Here is a 14,313-nt window from a genome sequence, read left to right on the forward strand (position 1 = left end):
GCGCCGCGCCCATCAGAGTAGAGCGCCGCGACCCAGCCGTGTGGGTGAGGTCGGCCTCAGTGCCGGCCGGGAGCGCCGGGAGCAGCAGGGAACGGCCGGGAACGGCACCGGTGTCGCCCGAGGGCGCCGCCGTGGCGCATTGAAGCCTCCGCCGGTCTAGTCGCGATCTATCGCGTTTGGGTAGGCTGCTGATGTGACTGATTCTCCGCTGGAAAAGAAGCCCGGGACCGCCCCGGAGACCAAGCCCGCGGTCAAGGACGCCGACGCGGCGGCGGTCTCCGTGCGCGCCTCGGACGCCGACCGCGACCGGATCGCCGACATCCTCCGCGAGGCCCTTGCGGAGGGACGCCTCGACGCGGAGGAGCACGCCGAGCGCATCGACGCGGTGTACGGCGCCAAGACGATGGGCGAACTGGAGCCGCTGGTACGGGATCTGCCCGCGGGCCGTGCGGGCTCCGAGGCGGCGCCCGCGTCCGGGCCCGACCGGTACGAGTGGACGGCCCCGGCGCAGGGGGCGCTCGCGAAGGACGACGTCGTCGCCATCTTCAGCGGCAGCACCCGCAAGGGCCGCTACCGGGTCCCGGGGAAGATCAACGCCTTCGCCTGTTTCGGCGGCATCGAGATCGACCTGACCGAGGCGGTGTTCGAGCAGCAGCACGTGCAGATCAACGCCACCGCGGTCTTCGGCGGGATCGAGATCCGCGTCCCCGAGAACATCACGCTCCGGCAGAAGGGCACCGGGATCTTCGGCGGATTCGAGGTACGCACCACGGAAGCCGAAGATCCGCGCGCTCCGGTCGTGCTCGTGCAGGGAGCCGCGATCTTCGGCGGCGTGGAGGCGAAGCCCAAGCTGGGCAAGCGCCTGCGGGATCTCCGCGACCGTCTGCGCAAGGAGCTCTGAGTCTGCGCGTACGGCGGGTGCGGGCACACGGAACCGACGGGGGACGCGAGGGGCGGCGTGCGGATCGGCGGGCAGAGAACCCGCCCGCATTCCTACGGTATGCATACCGGTGCACACAGCGGGTAGAGCCTGGGCATCGTTTCCCGTACGGCGGCAGCGCGAACTGCCGTGCGCAGCAAGTCGGGTGAAGAGGCCCCCCGTCGTCCCGTCAGGAGTAGACCGTGCTGCAACCGCCGCATCAGTCCCTTCAGGCAGCCGCCCCCGTTCCCGTGCAGCGGACTTCCGCGCGCGAGGACGAGGAAGGCCCCTGGCACTCGGAGGCAGTCTGCCGCCGGGATGAGGCGGGACTCTTCTTTGCCCCGTCGAAGGAGCCCACTGCGGCGAGGCTCTCGCGCGAGCAGGCCGCGAAGCGGGTCTGCGCCCGCTGCCCGGTGATGATCGAATGCCGCGAGCACGCCCTGGTCCTCCCCGAGCCGTACGGCGTGTGGGGCGGGCTGACCGCCGCCGAGCGGCGGGTCGTGCTCGCCCGGCGCCGCAGGCGGGAGGCCGCGGCGGCGGCCGGCGATGCGGGGCAGGTCCCCCGCATCGCCTGAGCGGCACACGGACGTCACGTCACCTCCGTCCGGCGGCCGCGCGTCCCCGTACCGGAACGCGCGGCTGCGTGCGCATGCCGGGTTCACGTGTCCGAAACAGGCTCGCGGCACAATCGCGCCGCATGAGAATCGAGCAGGTCGCCTGGGCGGACCCGGACGCCGTCGCCCTGCGCGCCCGACAGCGCGTCGAGATCGCCGAGCGGTACGGCACTCCGGACAGCGAGCCCGGGACCGCTCCCTCGGAAGAGGACGTCGTGGCGTTCTTCGTGGCGTACGAGCACGGCGGCACCGCCGTCGGATGCGGGGGTCTCCGCGAACTCGGCGACGGCGCGGGCGAGATCAAGCGCATGTACGTGACCCCGCCCTGGCGCGGTTCGGAGTTCGCGTCCCGGCTTCTGCGGGTGCTGGAGGACCGGGCGCGCGGCGAGGGCTGGAAGCGCCTGCGCCTGGAGACCGGGGACCGTCAGCCCGAGGCCGTCCGCTTCTACACGCGCTCGGGCTACGAGCGGATCCCGAACTTCGGCGCGTACGCCGGAGTTGAGGCCTCCCGCTGCTTCGAGCGCGAGCTGTGACGGCCCCGGCCGCCAGGCCCGGCGTACCCGCTCGCCGTGTGCAGCCCACCCTCCCGGCGGGCTGTGCCCTGTCGCGCCGCCCCGCACGCACTCCTCGTCGCTGCTCCCCCGCGGGGCCCGGCTGGAGTGACCCCCGGTCCCGCTGGACTTCGTCCGGGTGGTCCCCCGCCACCGTTGCTTTGCCCCCCGCTACCGGTGGGTGAGGTCCCCGTGGATTCGCCGGGAGGAGTGCCCCGGCACGCTCCGGAGACGCTCCTTGGCGGCCGGAACCGGCCGGTCACCGCCCTAGCGTGCGCGGTCGAAGTCGACGGCGCTGTACGCGCGCAGCTTCGAGAGCTTGTGCGTCGAGTCGATCATCCGGATCGTGCCGGACTTCGAGCGCATGACCAGTGACTCGGTGAAGGCCCGCTCGCCCCTGTAGTGCACGCCGCGCAGCAGATCGCCGTCGGTGATCCCGGTGGCGACGAAGAAGACGTTCTCCCCGCTGACGAGGTCCTCGGTGTGCAGCACACGGCCCAGGTCGTGTCCGGCGTCGAGCGCGCGCTTCTTCTCCTCGTCGTCCTTCGGCCACAGCATGCCCTGGATCGTGCCGCCCAGGCACTTGATCGCGCAGGCCGCGATGATGCCCTCCGGGGTGCCGCCGATTCCCAGCAGCAGATCGACGCCGGTGCCCTCGCGCACGGCCATGATCGCGCCCGCGACGTCGCCGTCCGAGATGAACTTGATGCGGGCGCCGGCCTCCCGCAGCTCCTTGACCATGCCGTCGTGGCGGGGACGGTCGAGGACGACCACGGTCACGTCGTCCGGCGTGCAGCCCTTCGCTTTCGCGACGCGGCGGACGTTGACCGCGGGGGGTGCGGTGATGTCGACGAACTCCGCCGAGTCCGGGCCCGTGACGAGCTTGTCCATGTAGAAGACGGCGCTGGGGTCGAACATCGTCCCCCGCTCCGCCACCGCCAGGACCGACACGGCGTTCGACATGCCCTTGGCGGTGAGTGTGGTGCCGTCGACCGGGTCCACGGCCACGTCGCACTCCGCGCCCGTGCCGTCACCGACCCGCTCCCCGTTGTAGAGCATCGGCGCCTCGTCCTTCTCGCCCTCGCCGATGACGACGACACCGTTCATCGAGACCGTCGAGACGAGGTGGCGCATCGCCTTCACGGCCGCGGCGTCCGCGCCGTTCTTGTCGCCGCGGCCCACCCAGCGGCCGGTGGCCATCGCACCGGCCTCGGTGACCCGTACGAGTTCGAGGGCGAGGTTGCGGTCGGGGGCCTCGGGGCTGACGTCGAGCGGGGAGGGGAGGTGCTGATGATCGGTCATCGGGGCACACCTTTCTGCTCGGCTGTGACACGGCGGCCGGGCGACAGAGGGTGCTTCGAGGGTACCCAGCATCCGTCAGGGTGAGCAGAGGGCCCCACGGATGAGCGGATAGGCAGGGCCCCGGGGCGTCGGCTCGGCGCCCGTGCCCGCCCCGTGCCGCGGACCGGAGGGCGAGGGGAGGCGGAGGGTACCCCCGGCCCGGGCGCTCTGCGGCATGAGCGACGATGGGTACGTGGCAGCAGAAGCGGAACAGCCGGTCAGGCGGCAGGACAACCGGACGGTGCGGGGCATCGTGCCCGCGATGGCCGTCGTACTCCTCGCGGCGTTCGTGATCTACCTCTTCATCCCGCACGACGAGAGCGTGGACCCGGTCAAACCCGTCAGCTACAAGGTCGAGCTGGACTCCGCCCGCCGCGCCGCGCCCTACCCGGTGCTGGCGCCCGAAGGGCTCTCCGCCAAGTGGCGCGCCACGTCGGTGCGGTACGAGGGCGGCGGCGCCGACGGCCGCGTCTGGCATCTGGGCTTCATCACGCCGGACACCCAGTACGCGGCGGTCGAGCAGAGCGACGCCCGCCGCCCCGCGAAGTACATCGAGGACGTCACGCAAGGTGCCCGGAGGACCGCGGACACGGTGCGTGTGCGCGGCGAGGAGTGGACGCGGTACGAGGGGGAGAAGTACGACGCGCTTGTACGGCGGTCCGCGGCCGGCGGCTCGGAGGGCTCCGAAGGCTCCGGTGACGACGGGAAGGCGGGCCGCGGCGGCAAGGCGGCCGGGGGTCGTCCGTACACCACCGTCGTGACCGGGACCGCCTCCTTCGAGCAGCTGCAGAAGATGGCAGCCGCGCTCAGCCCGGGTGCCGAGGGTGCCGAGGGACGGAAGGACGCCGGGAGCGGGGCCGGCAACGCCGGCAAGGGCTGACCCCCCTCGTCCGGCCCGCCCGCTGGCCCGTCAGCCCCGCCGCCCCTGGCTCACTCAGACCGTCGTGACCGCGTCCTCGTACGTGAGACGCGGCAGGCGCGGCTTGTACGCCTCCTCGCCAGGCCTGCCGATGTTGACCACCAGCAGCGACTTCTGCCTGCCGTCGCCGAAGAACTCCTTGTCGACACCGTGCCGGTCGAAGCCGCTCATCGGCCCCGCGGCCAGCCCCGCGGCACGGACTCCGACGATGAAGTAGCCCGCCTGAAGCGTGGCGTTGAAGGTGCCCGCGGACTCGCGGGCTTCGGCCTCGGAGAAGAACGTGTCCTTCACGGAGGGGGCGTGCGGGAGGAGTTCGGGCAGCCGCTCGTGAAATTCGAGGTCGACGGAGAGCACGGCGGTCAGCGGTGCTGTGGACGTCTTCGGCTTGTTCCCCTCCGACATGTGCTTCACCAGGCGGCTGCGCGCCTCGGGCGAGCGGAACAGGGTGATCCGTAGCGGGGACTGGTTGAACGCCGTCGGGGCGTACTTGACCAGTTCGTACACCGCCCTTATCTGCTCGTCGCTCACCGGTTCGTCGGAGAAGGTGTACGCGGTGTGCGCCTCACGGAAGAGCAGGTCCTGGGCGGTCGGGTCGAGGGCCAGAGTCATGTGGGGATGCCTTGCCTTTGCGCGCTGTCATTCGAACGGAACGGTTCACCGCAGGCGGGAACCTCTTGCGTCCCCCATCAACAAGCGGACGCCGCGCAATCTTCCACCGCGCGGGCTGCGCCGGGCGGCCTCTCCCGGGCGTCCTCACGCGCGGCCTGGACCTGCTCACCGCGCGTCGTCGGAACCCTCAGCGTCCTCGGCCTCCTCCGGGCCGTCGGCCTCCGGCCCGGCTTCCGGATCAGCGTCCTCGCCCGCCTCGGCCTCCGCCTCCAGCACGGCGTCCAGACGGGCCCGGGCGCCCTCCAGCCACTCGCGGCAGACACGGGCCAGCTCCTCGCCGCGCTCCCACAGCGCCAGCGACTCCTCGAGCGTCGCCCCGCCTGCCTCCAACTGCTGGACCACGCGCACCAGTTCGCCCCGGGCCTGCTCATAGCTGAGCGCGGAGATCACCTGCTCCCTGTCCGTCTCCACGCCCGATTCCGTCTCAGTCTCCGAGGTCATACGGCAACCCTAAGCGTCCGGTCCGACGGTGACGCCGAACTCCCCTTCCGCGACCCGGGCCCGCAGCTTCTCGCCCTCCGAGATCTCCTCCGGCGCCCGGACGACGCCGCCGTCCTCACGCTGCAGCACCGCGTATCCCCGCTTGAGCGTGGCCGCCGGGGAGAGCGCGACGACACGGGCGCGCGTGTGCGCGAGTTCGTCCTCGGCCCGCTCCAGACGGTGCCCCAGCGTGCGCCGGGCGCGCGCCAGGAGGAAGCCGATCTCCTCCGCGCGCTCCTCGGTCATCGCGTGCGGATCGGCCATCGCCGGCCGGCTCATGAGGTCGGCGAGGCCTCTTTCCTCCCGGTCCAGGAAGGAGTTGACCACCCGGTACGCCCGGGCCCTCAACTCCCGTACGCGCTCGTGCTCCTCGCCCACATCGGGCACGACGTCCTTCGCGGCGTGCGTCGGGGTGCGGGAGCGCAGATCGGCGACGAGGTCGAGCAGCGGGGAGTCCGCCTCGTGCCCGATCGCGGAGACCAGCGGTGTACGGCAGCCGGCGACCGTGCGCACGAGCTGCTCGTCGGAGAAGGGCAGCAGGTCCTCCATGCTGCCGCCGCCGCGGGTGACGATGATCACGTCGACGTCGGGGCGCCCGTCCAGCTCCCGCACCGCCTCGATCAGCTGGGGCACGGCCCGTACGCCCTGAACTGCCGTGTGCCGTACCTCGAAACGGACAGCGGGCCACCGCTCGCGTGCCGTGTGCAGCACGTCCCGCTCGGCGTCCGAGGCGCGGCCCGTGACGAGGCCGACGCGGTGCGGAAGGAACGGCAGCGGCCGTTTGCGCTCGGCTGCGAACAGCCCTTCGGCGGCAAGGGACTTCTTCAGCTGCTCCAGCCGCGCCAGCAGCTCGCCGATCCCGACCGGCCGGATCTCGGAGGCCCGCAGCGACAGCGTGCCCGCCCTTCCGTACCAGACGGGCTTTGCGTGCACGACCACCCGCGCGCCCTCGGAGACGACGTCCTTCACCCGGTCGAAGACGTCACGGAAACAGGTGACGCTGATGGAGACGTCGCGCGAGGGATCCCGCAGGGTGAGGAACGCCACGCCCGCGCCCGGCCGCGGCGAGAGCTGGATGATCTGCCCCTCCACCCACACCGCGCCGAGCCTGTCGATCCATCCGCCGATCAGCCGGGAGACCTCACCGACCGGAACCGGCGCCTCGGGAGAGGTGATGAGAGCCATACGAGGACCCTAGCGGCCGCCGCCGAAAGCGGTACGTGCGTGCGCGGCCCCGTGAGCCGGGCACACGCGCAAACCACCGGAGTCCGTGCCTCCGCACGCCGCCCGCCACGCGGCGCCCGCCCGTTGCGCCCTTACGATGGACGCATGTCTGCAACGCCCTCGCGCCCGTCCGCTGCCGACGCCCCCGAGACCTCCGCCACCGACAGCGCCACCGACAGCGCCACCGACAGCGCCACCGAGAGCGCCGCCGAGACCGGCACCGAGACCGGCTCAGGCGACCGCCGCCGCGTGCTGCTCGCCGCTCCCCGGGGCTACTGCGCGGGCGTGGACCGCGCGGTCATCGCCGTCGAGCAGGCCCTGGAGCAGTACGGCGCCCCCGTCTACGTACGCCACGAGATCGTGCACAACAAGTACGTGGTGAAAACCCTGGAGAAGAAGGGCGCGATCTTCGTCGAGGAGACCGGTGAGGTCCCCGAGGGCGAGATCGTGATCTTCTCCGCGCACGGTGTTGCCCCCGAGGTCCACAAGGAGGCCGAGCGCGGCAAGCTGGCGACGATCGACGCCACGTGCCCGCTGGTGACGAAGGTGCACAAGGAAGCCGTGCGCTACGCCAAGGAGGACTACGACATCCTCCTCATCGGCCACGAGGGCCACGAGGAGGTCATCGGCACGAGCGGCGAGGCGCCGGAGCACGTGACCCTCGTCGACGGCCCGGACGACGTCGCGAACGTGGATGTCCGCGATCCGGAGAAGGTCGTGTGGCTCTCGCAGACCACTCTCTCGGTGGACGAGACGATGGAGACCGTCGACGCCCTCAAGGGCCGCTACCCGAATCTGCTCTCCCCGCCCAGCGACGACATCTGCTATGCGACGCAGAACCGTCAGACGGCCATCAAGCAGGTCGCGAAGGACGCCGACTTCGTGCTGGTCGTCGGCTCCCCGAACTCCTCCAACTCCGTACGCCTGGTGGAGACGGCCATCGCACACGGCGCCAAGGACGGCCGCCTGGTCGACGGCGCGGAGGAGATCGACGAGTCCTGGCTGGAGGGCGCCACCACCATCGGGCTCTCCTCCGGCGCATCCGTGCCGGACGTCCTGGTCGACGGCGTACTGGAGTGGCTCGCGGAGCGGGGCTGGGAGGACGTGGAGATCGTCCAGCCGGTGGAGGAGCGCATGCAGTTCTCCCTGCCGAAGGAGCTGCGGCGCGACCTGCGTGCGGAGGCGGCTGCCCGCATGACGGGCTGACGACACGGAGGGCGGGGCGTCGGCCCCGCTCCCTGGAACGGGCGGCTCCTGAAAGGGCCGGTGCTGAATCGGGCCGGTCCTGTGCTGCGCGGTTCTGAACTCCCCGTTCCCGGACCGGTTCGGAACGGCCCGGCGGTTCGAAAAGCTGCGCCCGGCGCGGCCGCTTCTCAGCGGCCCTCGGCCTCAGCGGCCTCCGCGTCCTCGGCCTCCGCGTCCTCCGCCTCCATGAGCGCCCGTACGCGCGACTGCTGAACCATCAGCGCGATCTTCCGAACGGTGACGATGAGCACGGCGACGAGTGTGCCCGCGTACAGCCAGGCCGCGTTGACGGCCAGCACGGGGAAGAGGTTCGTCAGACGTTCCATCAGGCTCTGGCTGCCCGAGCCGCTGCTGATGATGAAGAGCCCCGCGACGAAGGCGAGCGGCACGGCGACGGGCCCCGCGAACAGGTCGGTGGGGCGTACCCACGCCGCGCAGGCCACGGAGACGACGATGAACGCACACCCGTAGGCGATGGCCGAGCCGTCCAGCAGCCACCTGCCGGCAGCTCCGGCCAGCAGCATCAGCACCACGCCGAGGAGCCCGCTGCCCAGGGCGGTGAGGCGGGCGCGGGGCAGCCAGGAGAACGCGTCGGTCAGCGGTGCGGGGATGAGCGGGAAGCGCAGCTGTGCCTGGTAGAGCGCCGCGGCCTCCTGCCGTACGGCGCCGGCGCCGCCCCGTCTGCGCGGTTCACGCGGCGCGGAGACGGCACCGTCGGCAGAGCCGTTCGCGGAGCCGGAGCCGAAAGCGAAACCAGAGCCGGGGCCGGGGCGGGGGCCCGTGACGGAATCGGGCGTCTGACCGGGGGCGGCGGAGGCGACCCCGGAGTCGGCCGCCGGTGCGGCGGCAGCGGCGGCCGCCCGTGCTTTGGTCCCGCGCCGGCGACGCTGCCGGCGCCCCTGGTTCTGCGACTGCCCCTGTTCCTGCCCGGGCCCCTGACCGGGGCCTTTCCCACCCGTATGAGCGCTGTGCTGCTGTTCCACGGCTCCAAAGTAGGCCGCGTCACCGCTGTTCACCGGGGACGGACACGCATTGGCCGTCAGTTCGAGCCGTAGACTGGTGGACCGGCCGGGACGCGCTCCGCACGGCCCACATGCTCTGCACACCTCAGATCTCGCTACGGGAAGTCGTCAAGTGTCGCTCACGATCGGAATCGTCGGCCTGCCGAACGTCGGCAAGTCGACCTTGTTCAACGCCCTGACCAAGAACGAGGTGCTGGCGGCCAACTATCCGTTCGCCACGATCGAGCCGAACGTCGGCGTGGTCGGGGTGCCGGACCCGCGCCTGGGCACCCTGGCCGAGCTGTTCGCCTCGGAGAAGGTGCTCCCCGCCACCGTCGACTTCGTCGACATCGCGGGGATCGTGCGCGGCGCGAGCGAGGGTGAGGGGCTGGGCAACAAATTCCTGGCGAACATCCGTGAGTCGGACGCGATCTGCCAGGTCATCCGGGCCTTCCACGACGACAACGTCGTACACGTCGACGGCAGGATCTCGCCGAAGGACGACATCGAGACGATCAACACCGAGCTGATCCTGGCCGACCTGCAGACCATCGAGAAGGTGCTGCCCCGGCTGGAGAAGGAAGCCCGGGTCAAGAAGGACAAGCAGGGCGAGGTCAAGGCCGTCCAGGAGGCCAAGGACATCCTCGACCAGGGCCGCACGCTCTTCTCCGCCGGTCTCGCGCAGGGCAGCGAGGCCGCTGCACCCCTGCACGAGCTGCATCTGCTGACCACGAAGCCGTTCATCTACGTCTTCAACGTCGACGAGGACGAGCTGACCGATGAGGACTTCAAGGAAGCCCAGCGCGCGCTCGTCGCCCCCGCCGAGGCCGTCTTCCTCAACGCCAAGCTGGAGGCCGACCTCGCCGAACTCGACGAGGAGGAGGCCCTCGAACTCCTCCAGACCGTCGGCCAGGAGGAGCCCGGCCTGGCGACCCTCGCCCACGTCGGATTCCGCACGCTCGGACTGCAGACGTACCTGACGGCGGGCCCGAAGGAGTCCCGCGCGTGGACGATCAAGAAGGGCGCCACGGCCCCGGAGGCCGCCGGCGTCATCCACACGGACTTCCAGCGGGGGTTCATCAAGGCGGAAGTCATCTCCTTCGACGAGCTGGTCGCGGCGGGCTCGGTGGCCGAGGCCCGTTCGAAGGGCAAGGCCCGCATGGAGGGCAAGGACTACGTGATGCGCGACGGCGACGTGGTGGAGTTCCGCTTCAACGTCTAGCCGGCTCCTCGAGGGCGTCCGGGGGCGAGCGCCATGCTCTCTCCGTCACCGGTTCCGATGCCGGGCGACCAGGCGGCAGGAGCAGCCCCCGGGGCCTCGTGGCTGCCTTTGTGGCGACGAGCCTGCTCGACCTGTACCGGCGCTCAATGCACGCACGAGCGCCGGTACAGGTCATGCGGGTAGGGGCTGTGCCTCGCCCCGCACCCAGCCGAGCCTCATCGCGTGCTTCAGACCGTCAGAACGATCTTTCCGCGGGTGCGCCCCGCCTGACTCAGCCGCCATGCCCGCGCCGCCTCAGCCAGCGGAAGAGCCTCTTCCACATGCACCTTGAGCTTGCCGGCGTCCGCGAGTTCCGTGAGGAAGGCCAGGTCGTCCGCGTCCGGGCGCACCCACACGTAATGTCCGCCCTTCTGCGTCACCTCGCCCTCGGCGACCGAGGCCACCCGGTCGGCCCGCTCCACGAGGGACAGCGAGACGTCGACGGCGCCGCCGCCCACGAAGTCGAGGGCGGCGTCGACGCCCCCGGGTGCCAACTGCCGTACACGGTCGGCCAATCCGTCCCCGTAAGTGACCGGCTCGGCCCCGAGGGAGCGCAGGAACTCGTGGTTGCGCTCGCTCGCCGTGCCGATGACCCGCGCTCCGAGCGCGACTGCGATCTGCACACCGAGAGATCCGACGCCGCCTGCCGCGGCATGGATCAGCACCGTGTCCCCGCTCCCGGCGGCGACACGCTTCAGCGTCCGGTAGGCGGTGAGCCCGGCCAGCGGCACGCCTGCCGCCTCCTGCCAGTTCAGCGCGGCGGGCTTCTTCGCCAGCGTGCGCACGGGCGCGGAGACCAGCTCCGCGTATGTGCCGTTCTGCGCCCAGTCCTTGCGGACGTATCCGTAGACCTCGTCGCCCGGGGCGTATTCGCCCGCGTCGAACCCCGTACGTTCCACGACCCCGGCCACGTCCCAGCCGGGGATCAATGGGAACCCGGCGTCCATGACCGGGTCGAGCCCTCCGGCGGCGAGCTTCCAGTCGACCGGATTGACCCCGGCCGCCTTCACCCGGACCAGCACCTCGCCGGGCGCCACCTTCGGCTCGGGCAGGTCGACGACCTTGAGGTCGTCGGCGGCCCCGTAATTCTCCAGTGCGATTGCCTTCATGACTGCTCCAACCCCGACCGGGCGTCGATCAATTCCGCGGCCGGCCATCGGGGTTCCGGTTCTGACGGCGATGTGGTGCCAGGGTGCGGGGACCGTGGCGGGCGGGTCGTGGGATGTCCGCGCTCTCGCAGGTGGTGACTGGGTGTTCGGCGTTCGGCGCTGCCATGTGTGACGGGTGACGGGTGGCGTGGGCCTGCTTCGCCGGCCGCCCTCGGGAGTCCGGTGAGTCAGCGCCCGGTCGTAGCGTCGATCAGCTCGCGGAGGATGTCCGCGTGGCCGGCATGGCGGCCCGTCTCCTCGATCATGTGGGTGAGTGCCCAGCGGACGCTGGGAGCGGGCCGTTCCGGCCGCCGCCGGGTGACCGGTTCGCCGAGGTCGGTGCATCCGTCGAGAACCCCGTTCGCACGTTCGACGGTCTCCCTGTAGCGGGTGACCACCTCGGCCACGCTGTCCTCCGGCGCGGCGTGGAACGTCGCCTGCCAGTCGGTGACCTTCTCGCCGAGGAAGGTCGCGCGCTCGACGCAGGTGAGGTGGTTGAGCAGGCCTAGCAGGTTCGTGCCCGACGGTACGCCCGCCGTACGGACCTGGGGTTCGGGGGCGCCGGCGACCTTCGCGGACATCGAGTTCCGGAGGTAGTCGAGGAATCCGCGCAGGACCTCGGCCTCGCTGCTGCCGGTCCGGGGCGGCGGGGTGTCGCGGCGGCGGCCGCGGCGGGAAGCGGTGGGCATGGTGATCTCCTCCGTCGGTGAGCGTCTCGCGCCCGGTCAGTCTCACCGGGCCCGTCGCGATCTGGCACGAGAATTTGCCGTTGCGGCAAGGTGATCCCCATGGACGGCGGAACGGGAGACGTACTCGACGCGGCGGGGCCGCGGCTGCGCGCGCTGCGTCGCGACCGCGGGATCACCCTCGCCGACCTCTCGGCGGCCCTTCGTGCCTGGACCCTCGTGCCCGGCGGCGCCTCGCCCCACGTGCCCTGTTACGACCCGGCGAGAGCGACTCAGCGACCCCACCGGCTGCGCTCCCGAACCGATGGGGTCTGCGTCATCACGTGGCCCGGACCAGGCAACAACGTCCCCATCGGGTAGCCCGCACACCGCAGTTCACACACACGCCCGGCCACCGCCGACGGAGGCCGGGCAGTGCCGCTTCGGCCGTACCGGCGAGCGATGCCGGCCTCCCGATTCCCGCCATGGACCCCACACCCGCCATTCACACCGCATGAGTACAGTCCGCGCCGCGGGCACCTCGATTCCGGCGATCCGGGGCCGTGACCGCGATCCACCGTCCCCGTACCGGCAGGCAGGTGACCCATGACGACCGCTCAGGAAGACGTCCAGCCCGAGCCGGAGCCCGAGCGCCCGGACCTGGGGCGGTCCGGTCCTCAGCCGCCGGAGACCGGTCCGGCAGCCCGGCAGGAGAGCAAGCAGCGAATACGGCGCCGGCTGGAACGTCTCATCGGAATCGCCGCCACCGAGGGGAACTCCCTTGTCCCGCTGCGCAACGGCGACGAGATCTTCACCGCGATGCTGGAACGGATCCGCAATGCGGAACACACGGTGGACATGATGACCTTCGTGTACTGGCGGGGTGACATAGCCCGCCGGTTCGCGGAGGCGCTCGCCGACCGTGCCCGTCAGGGCCTGCGGGTGCGGCTGCTGCTCGACGGCTTCGGCAGCAGGTACATCGAGAAGGAGCTGCTGGAGATGATGGACCGGGCCGGCGCCCAGGTCTCATGGTTCCGCAAGCCGCTGTGGGCCTCCCCTTTCAAGCAGAACCACCGCTGCCACCGCAAGGTCCTGGTCGTGGACGAGAAGACCGCCTTCACCGGTGGTGTGGGCATCGCGGAGGAGTGGTGCGGCGACGCCCGTAACGAGAAGGAGTGGCGCGACACCCACGTCGAGGTGCGCGGACCAGCAGTGGACGGCATCGCCGCCGCCTTCGCGCAGAACTGGGCCGAGTGCCACGACGAACTCTTCGACGAGCGCGACCGTTTCGTCGAACCCGCCCCCGCAGGCGACGCCGTCGTCCAGGTGGTACGCGGCTCGGCCGGCTTCGGCTGGCAGGACATGCAGACGCTCCTGCGCGTGGTCCTGGAGTCGGCGTGCGAGCGCGTCCGCATCGCCACCGCCTACTTCGCACCCGACGAGTACTTCGCCGGGATGCTCTGCCGGACCGCGCAGCGCGGCGTGGAGGTCGAGATAGTGCTCCCCGGCCCGCACGCCGACAAGCGCGTCTGCCAGCTGGCGGGCCAGCAGTTCTACGACGAACTCCTCACCTGCGGGGTGAAGATCTGGCAGTACCAGCCGACGATGATGCACGCCAAGATCGTCACGGTCGACCGGACCGCCGCCCTCCTGGGCTCCACCAACTTCAACCGGCGCTCACTGGACCACGACGAGGAAGTCATGCTCGCCGTACTGGACGAGACCTTCACCGCCACGCTGGACGAGCACTTCGAGCAGGACACGGCGGTCAGCGAACGCATGAAGCCGGGCCGCTGGAAGAGGCGCCCGGCGACGCAGCGCCTGAAGGAGGCCTCGGTCAGCCCCATCCGCCGCTTCCTGTGAACACGCCGGTACGGAGCCGCCCGTGACGGGACACGACGGCCCGCAGGCACTCAGCCTGGCCCGCCGCTGTCGTTCGGCAGTTCACGACCGGAAACCACTTCGGCCATTACTCAATTCGGGAATGGAATCCGCGGTCCCGCCCCCGCACTGAAAACACGTTCCGCGGGCGGGTGCCGGGAAAGGGAAAGAAGCCGGCCCGCAGTTCGCGGCACCGGCTCGCGGCACTCCTGCCCGCAGATACGGGCCCCGAGATGTGAATGATTCACGCCGCGTGTGGAGGCTCTGAGCAGCTACTCATCACATCGGGTGAAACTCTGGGCGTCAGTTGCGAGCCGCAACGGTGAGTTGCGAAGCTGTTGCCCATTGTCAGCTTCACTGCCTGCCGTGGCCCTTTTCCGAGAGGGCACCGGCGG

The 14,313-nt window shown here is 71.0% G+C and carries 14 protein-coding genes and 1 pseudogene; 8 read left to right on the forward strand and 7 right to left on the reverse strand.

Features of this window, described 5'->3' with window-relative positions:
- Positions 1-193: 193 nt before the first annotated feature.
- The 3 genes from AN215_RS23230 to AN215_RS23240 all read left to right on the forward strand — a co-directional run bounded on the left by AN215_RS23230 (position 194) and on the right by AN215_RS23240 (position 2,066).
- Entirely contained in the window at positions 194-901 is a 708-nt protein-coding gene (locus AN215_RS23230; RefSeq protein WP_070011151.1) for a DUF1707 SHOCT-like domain-containing protein, read from the forward strand.
- Between the two features lie 221 nt (positions 902-1,122).
- Positions 1,123-1,494: a WhiB family transcriptional regulator gene (locus AN215_RS23235; protein WP_070011150.1), complete on the forward strand. Its 372-nt coding sequence runs from the start codon at positions 1,123-1,125 to the stop codon at positions 1,492-1,494.
- Positions 1,495-1,616: 122 nt separating this feature from the next.
- The gene (locus tag AN215_RS23240; RefSeq protein ID WP_070011149.1) at positions 1,617-2,066 is read left to right on the forward strand and encodes a GNAT family N-acetyltransferase; all 450 of its coding nucleotides are present in this window, start codon (positions 1,617-1,619) and stop codon (positions 2,064-2,066) included.
- Between the two features lie 285 nt (positions 2,067-2,351).
- Here AN215_RS23240 and glpX read toward each other — a convergent pair whose 3' ends face one another.
- Positions 2,352-3,386 carry a class II fructose-bisphosphatase gene (glpX, locus tag AN215_RS23245; protein WP_070011148.1) on the reverse strand — a complete coding sequence of 345 codons (1,035 nt, stop codon included), beginning with the start codon at positions 3,384-3,386 and terminating at the stop codon, positions 2,352-2,354.
- Between the two features lie 214 nt (positions 3,387-3,600).
- Between glpX and AN215_RS23250 the strand changes: the two genes are divergently transcribed.
- Positions 3,601-4,305: a DUF4245 domain-containing protein gene (locus AN215_RS23250; protein ID WP_070011147.1), complete on the forward strand. Its 705-nt coding sequence runs from the start codon at positions 3,601-3,603 to the stop codon at positions 4,303-4,305.
- A 54-nt stretch (positions 4,306-4,359) separates the two neighbouring features.
- On the opposite strand, the gene AN215_RS23255 is transcribed toward AN215_RS23250, so the two are convergent.
- The 3 genes from AN215_RS23255 to xseA form a co-directional block, all read right to left on the reverse strand.
- Positions 4,360-4,953 (reverse strand): malonic semialdehyde reductase, encoded by a 594-nt coding sequence (locus AN215_RS23255; RefSeq protein ID WP_070011146.1) that lies wholly within the window; start codon positions 4,951-4,953, stop codon positions 4,360-4,362.
- Between the two features lie 165 nt (positions 4,954-5,118).
- The gene (locus tag AN215_RS23260; RefSeq protein WP_070011145.1) at positions 5,119-5,454 is read right to left on the reverse strand and encodes an exodeoxyribonuclease VII small subunit; all 336 of its coding nucleotides are present in this window, start codon (positions 5,452-5,454) and stop codon (positions 5,119-5,121) included.
- Positions 5,455-5,463: 9 nt separating this feature from the next.
- Positions 5,464-6,678, reverse strand: a complete 1,215-nt coding sequence (gene xseA / locus AN215_RS23265) for an exodeoxyribonuclease VII large subunit (RefSeq protein WP_070011144.1) — start codon at positions 6,676-6,678, stop codon at positions 5,464-5,466.
- Positions 6,679-6,822: 144 nt separating this feature from the next.
- On the opposite strand from xseA, the gene AN215_RS23270 reads away from it, so the two are divergent.
- Positions 6,823-7,923, forward strand: a complete 1,101-nt coding sequence (locus AN215_RS23270) for a 4-hydroxy-3-methylbut-2-enyl diphosphate reductase (protein ID WP_079123337.1) — start codon at positions 6,823-6,825, stop codon at positions 7,921-7,923.
- Positions 7,924-8,090: 167 nt separating this feature from the next.
- On the opposite strand, the gene AN215_RS30700 is transcribed toward AN215_RS23270, so the two are convergent.
- On the reverse strand, positions 8,091-8,945 hold the full coding sequence (locus AN215_RS30700) for a DUF6542 domain-containing protein (protein ID WP_070011143.1): 855 nt from the start codon (positions 8,943-8,945) through the stop codon (positions 8,091-8,093).
- Positions 8,946-9,096: 151 nt separating this feature from the next.
- Between AN215_RS30700 and ychF the strand changes: the two genes are divergently transcribed.
- Entirely contained in the window at positions 9,097-10,185 is a 1,089-nt protein-coding gene (gene ychF / locus AN215_RS23280) for a redox-regulated ATPase YchF (RefSeq protein ID WP_070011142.1), read from the forward strand.
- A 227-nt stretch (positions 10,186-10,412) separates the two neighbouring features.
- On the opposite strand, the gene AN215_RS23285 is transcribed toward ychF, so the two are convergent.
- Together AN215_RS23285 and AN215_RS23290 are read right to left on the reverse strand one after the other, a co-directional pair.
- Complete coding sequence (locus tag AN215_RS23285) at positions 10,413-11,333, reverse strand: NADP-dependent oxidoreductase (RefSeq protein ID WP_070011141.1); 921 nt, start codon at positions 11,331-11,333, stop codon at positions 10,413-10,415.
- A 227-nt stretch (positions 11,334-11,560) separates the two neighbouring features.
- The gene (locus tag AN215_RS23290; protein WP_070011140.1) at positions 11,561-12,061 is read right to left on the reverse strand and encodes a DinB family protein; all 501 of its coding nucleotides are present in this window, start codon (positions 12,059-12,061) and stop codon (positions 11,561-11,563) included.
- A gap of 99 nt (positions 12,062-12,160) precedes the next feature.
- On the opposite strand from AN215_RS23290, the pseudogene AN215_RS29390 reads away from it, so the two are divergent.
- Both AN215_RS29390 and AN215_RS23295 read left to right on the forward strand, forming a co-directional pair.
- Positions 12,161-12,256 (forward strand): annotated as a pseudogene (locus tag AN215_RS29390) (XRE family transcriptional regulator); the annotation flags it as partial.
- Positions 12,257-12,643: 387 nt separating this feature from the next.
- Positions 12,644-13,900, forward strand: a complete 1,257-nt coding sequence (locus AN215_RS23295) for a phospholipase D-like domain-containing protein (RefSeq protein WP_079123339.1) — start codon at positions 12,644-12,646, stop codon at positions 13,898-13,900.
- Positions 13,901-14,313 lie beyond the last annotated feature (413 nt).

This window comes from Streptomyces abyssalis, assembly GCF_001751365.1.
Lineage (GTDB): Bacteria > Actinomycetota > Actinomycetes > Streptomycetales > Streptomycetaceae > Streptomyces > Streptomyces abyssalis.

Bases quoted from the DNA above. Each gene is read 5' to 3' on its own strand.
- AN215_RS23240 (WP_070011149.1), top strand. From the start codon at position 1,617: ATGAGAATCGAGCAGGTCGCCTGGGCGGACCCGGACGCCGTCGCCCTG.
- glpX (WP_070011148.1), bottom strand. From the start codon at position 3,386: ATGACCGATCATCAGCACCTCCCCTCCCCGCTCGACGTCAGCCCCGAG.
- AN215_RS23250 (WP_070011147.1), top strand. From the start codon at position 3,601: ATGAGCGACGATGGGTACGTGGCAGCAGAAGCGGAACAGCCGGTCAGG.
- AN215_RS23255 (WP_070011146.1), bottom strand. From the start codon at position 4,953: ATGACTCTGGCCCTCGACCCGACCGCCCAGGACCTGCTCTTCCGTGAG.
- AN215_RS23260 (WP_070011145.1), bottom strand. From the start codon at position 5,454: ATGACCTCGGAGACTGAGACGGAATCGGGCGTGGAGACGGACAGGGAG.
- xseA (WP_070011144.1), bottom strand. From the start codon at position 6,678: ATGGCTCTCATCACCTCTCCCGAGGCGCCGGTTCCGGTCGGTGAGGTC.
- AN215_RS23270 (WP_079123337.1), top strand. From the start codon at position 6,823: ATGTCTGCAACGCCCTCGCGCCCGTCCGCTGCCGACGCCCCCGAGACC.
- AN215_RS23285 (WP_070011141.1), bottom strand. From the start codon at position 11,333: ATGAAGGCAATCGCACTGGAGAATTACGGGGCCGCCGACGACCTCAAG.
- AN215_RS23290 (WP_070011140.1), bottom strand. From the start codon at position 12,061: ATGCCCACCGCTTCCCGCCGCGGCCGCCGCCGCGACACCCCGCCGCCC.
- AN215_RS23295 (WP_079123339.1), top strand. From the start codon at position 12,644: ATGACGACCGCTCAGGAAGACGTCCAGCCCGAGCCGGAGCCCGAGCGC.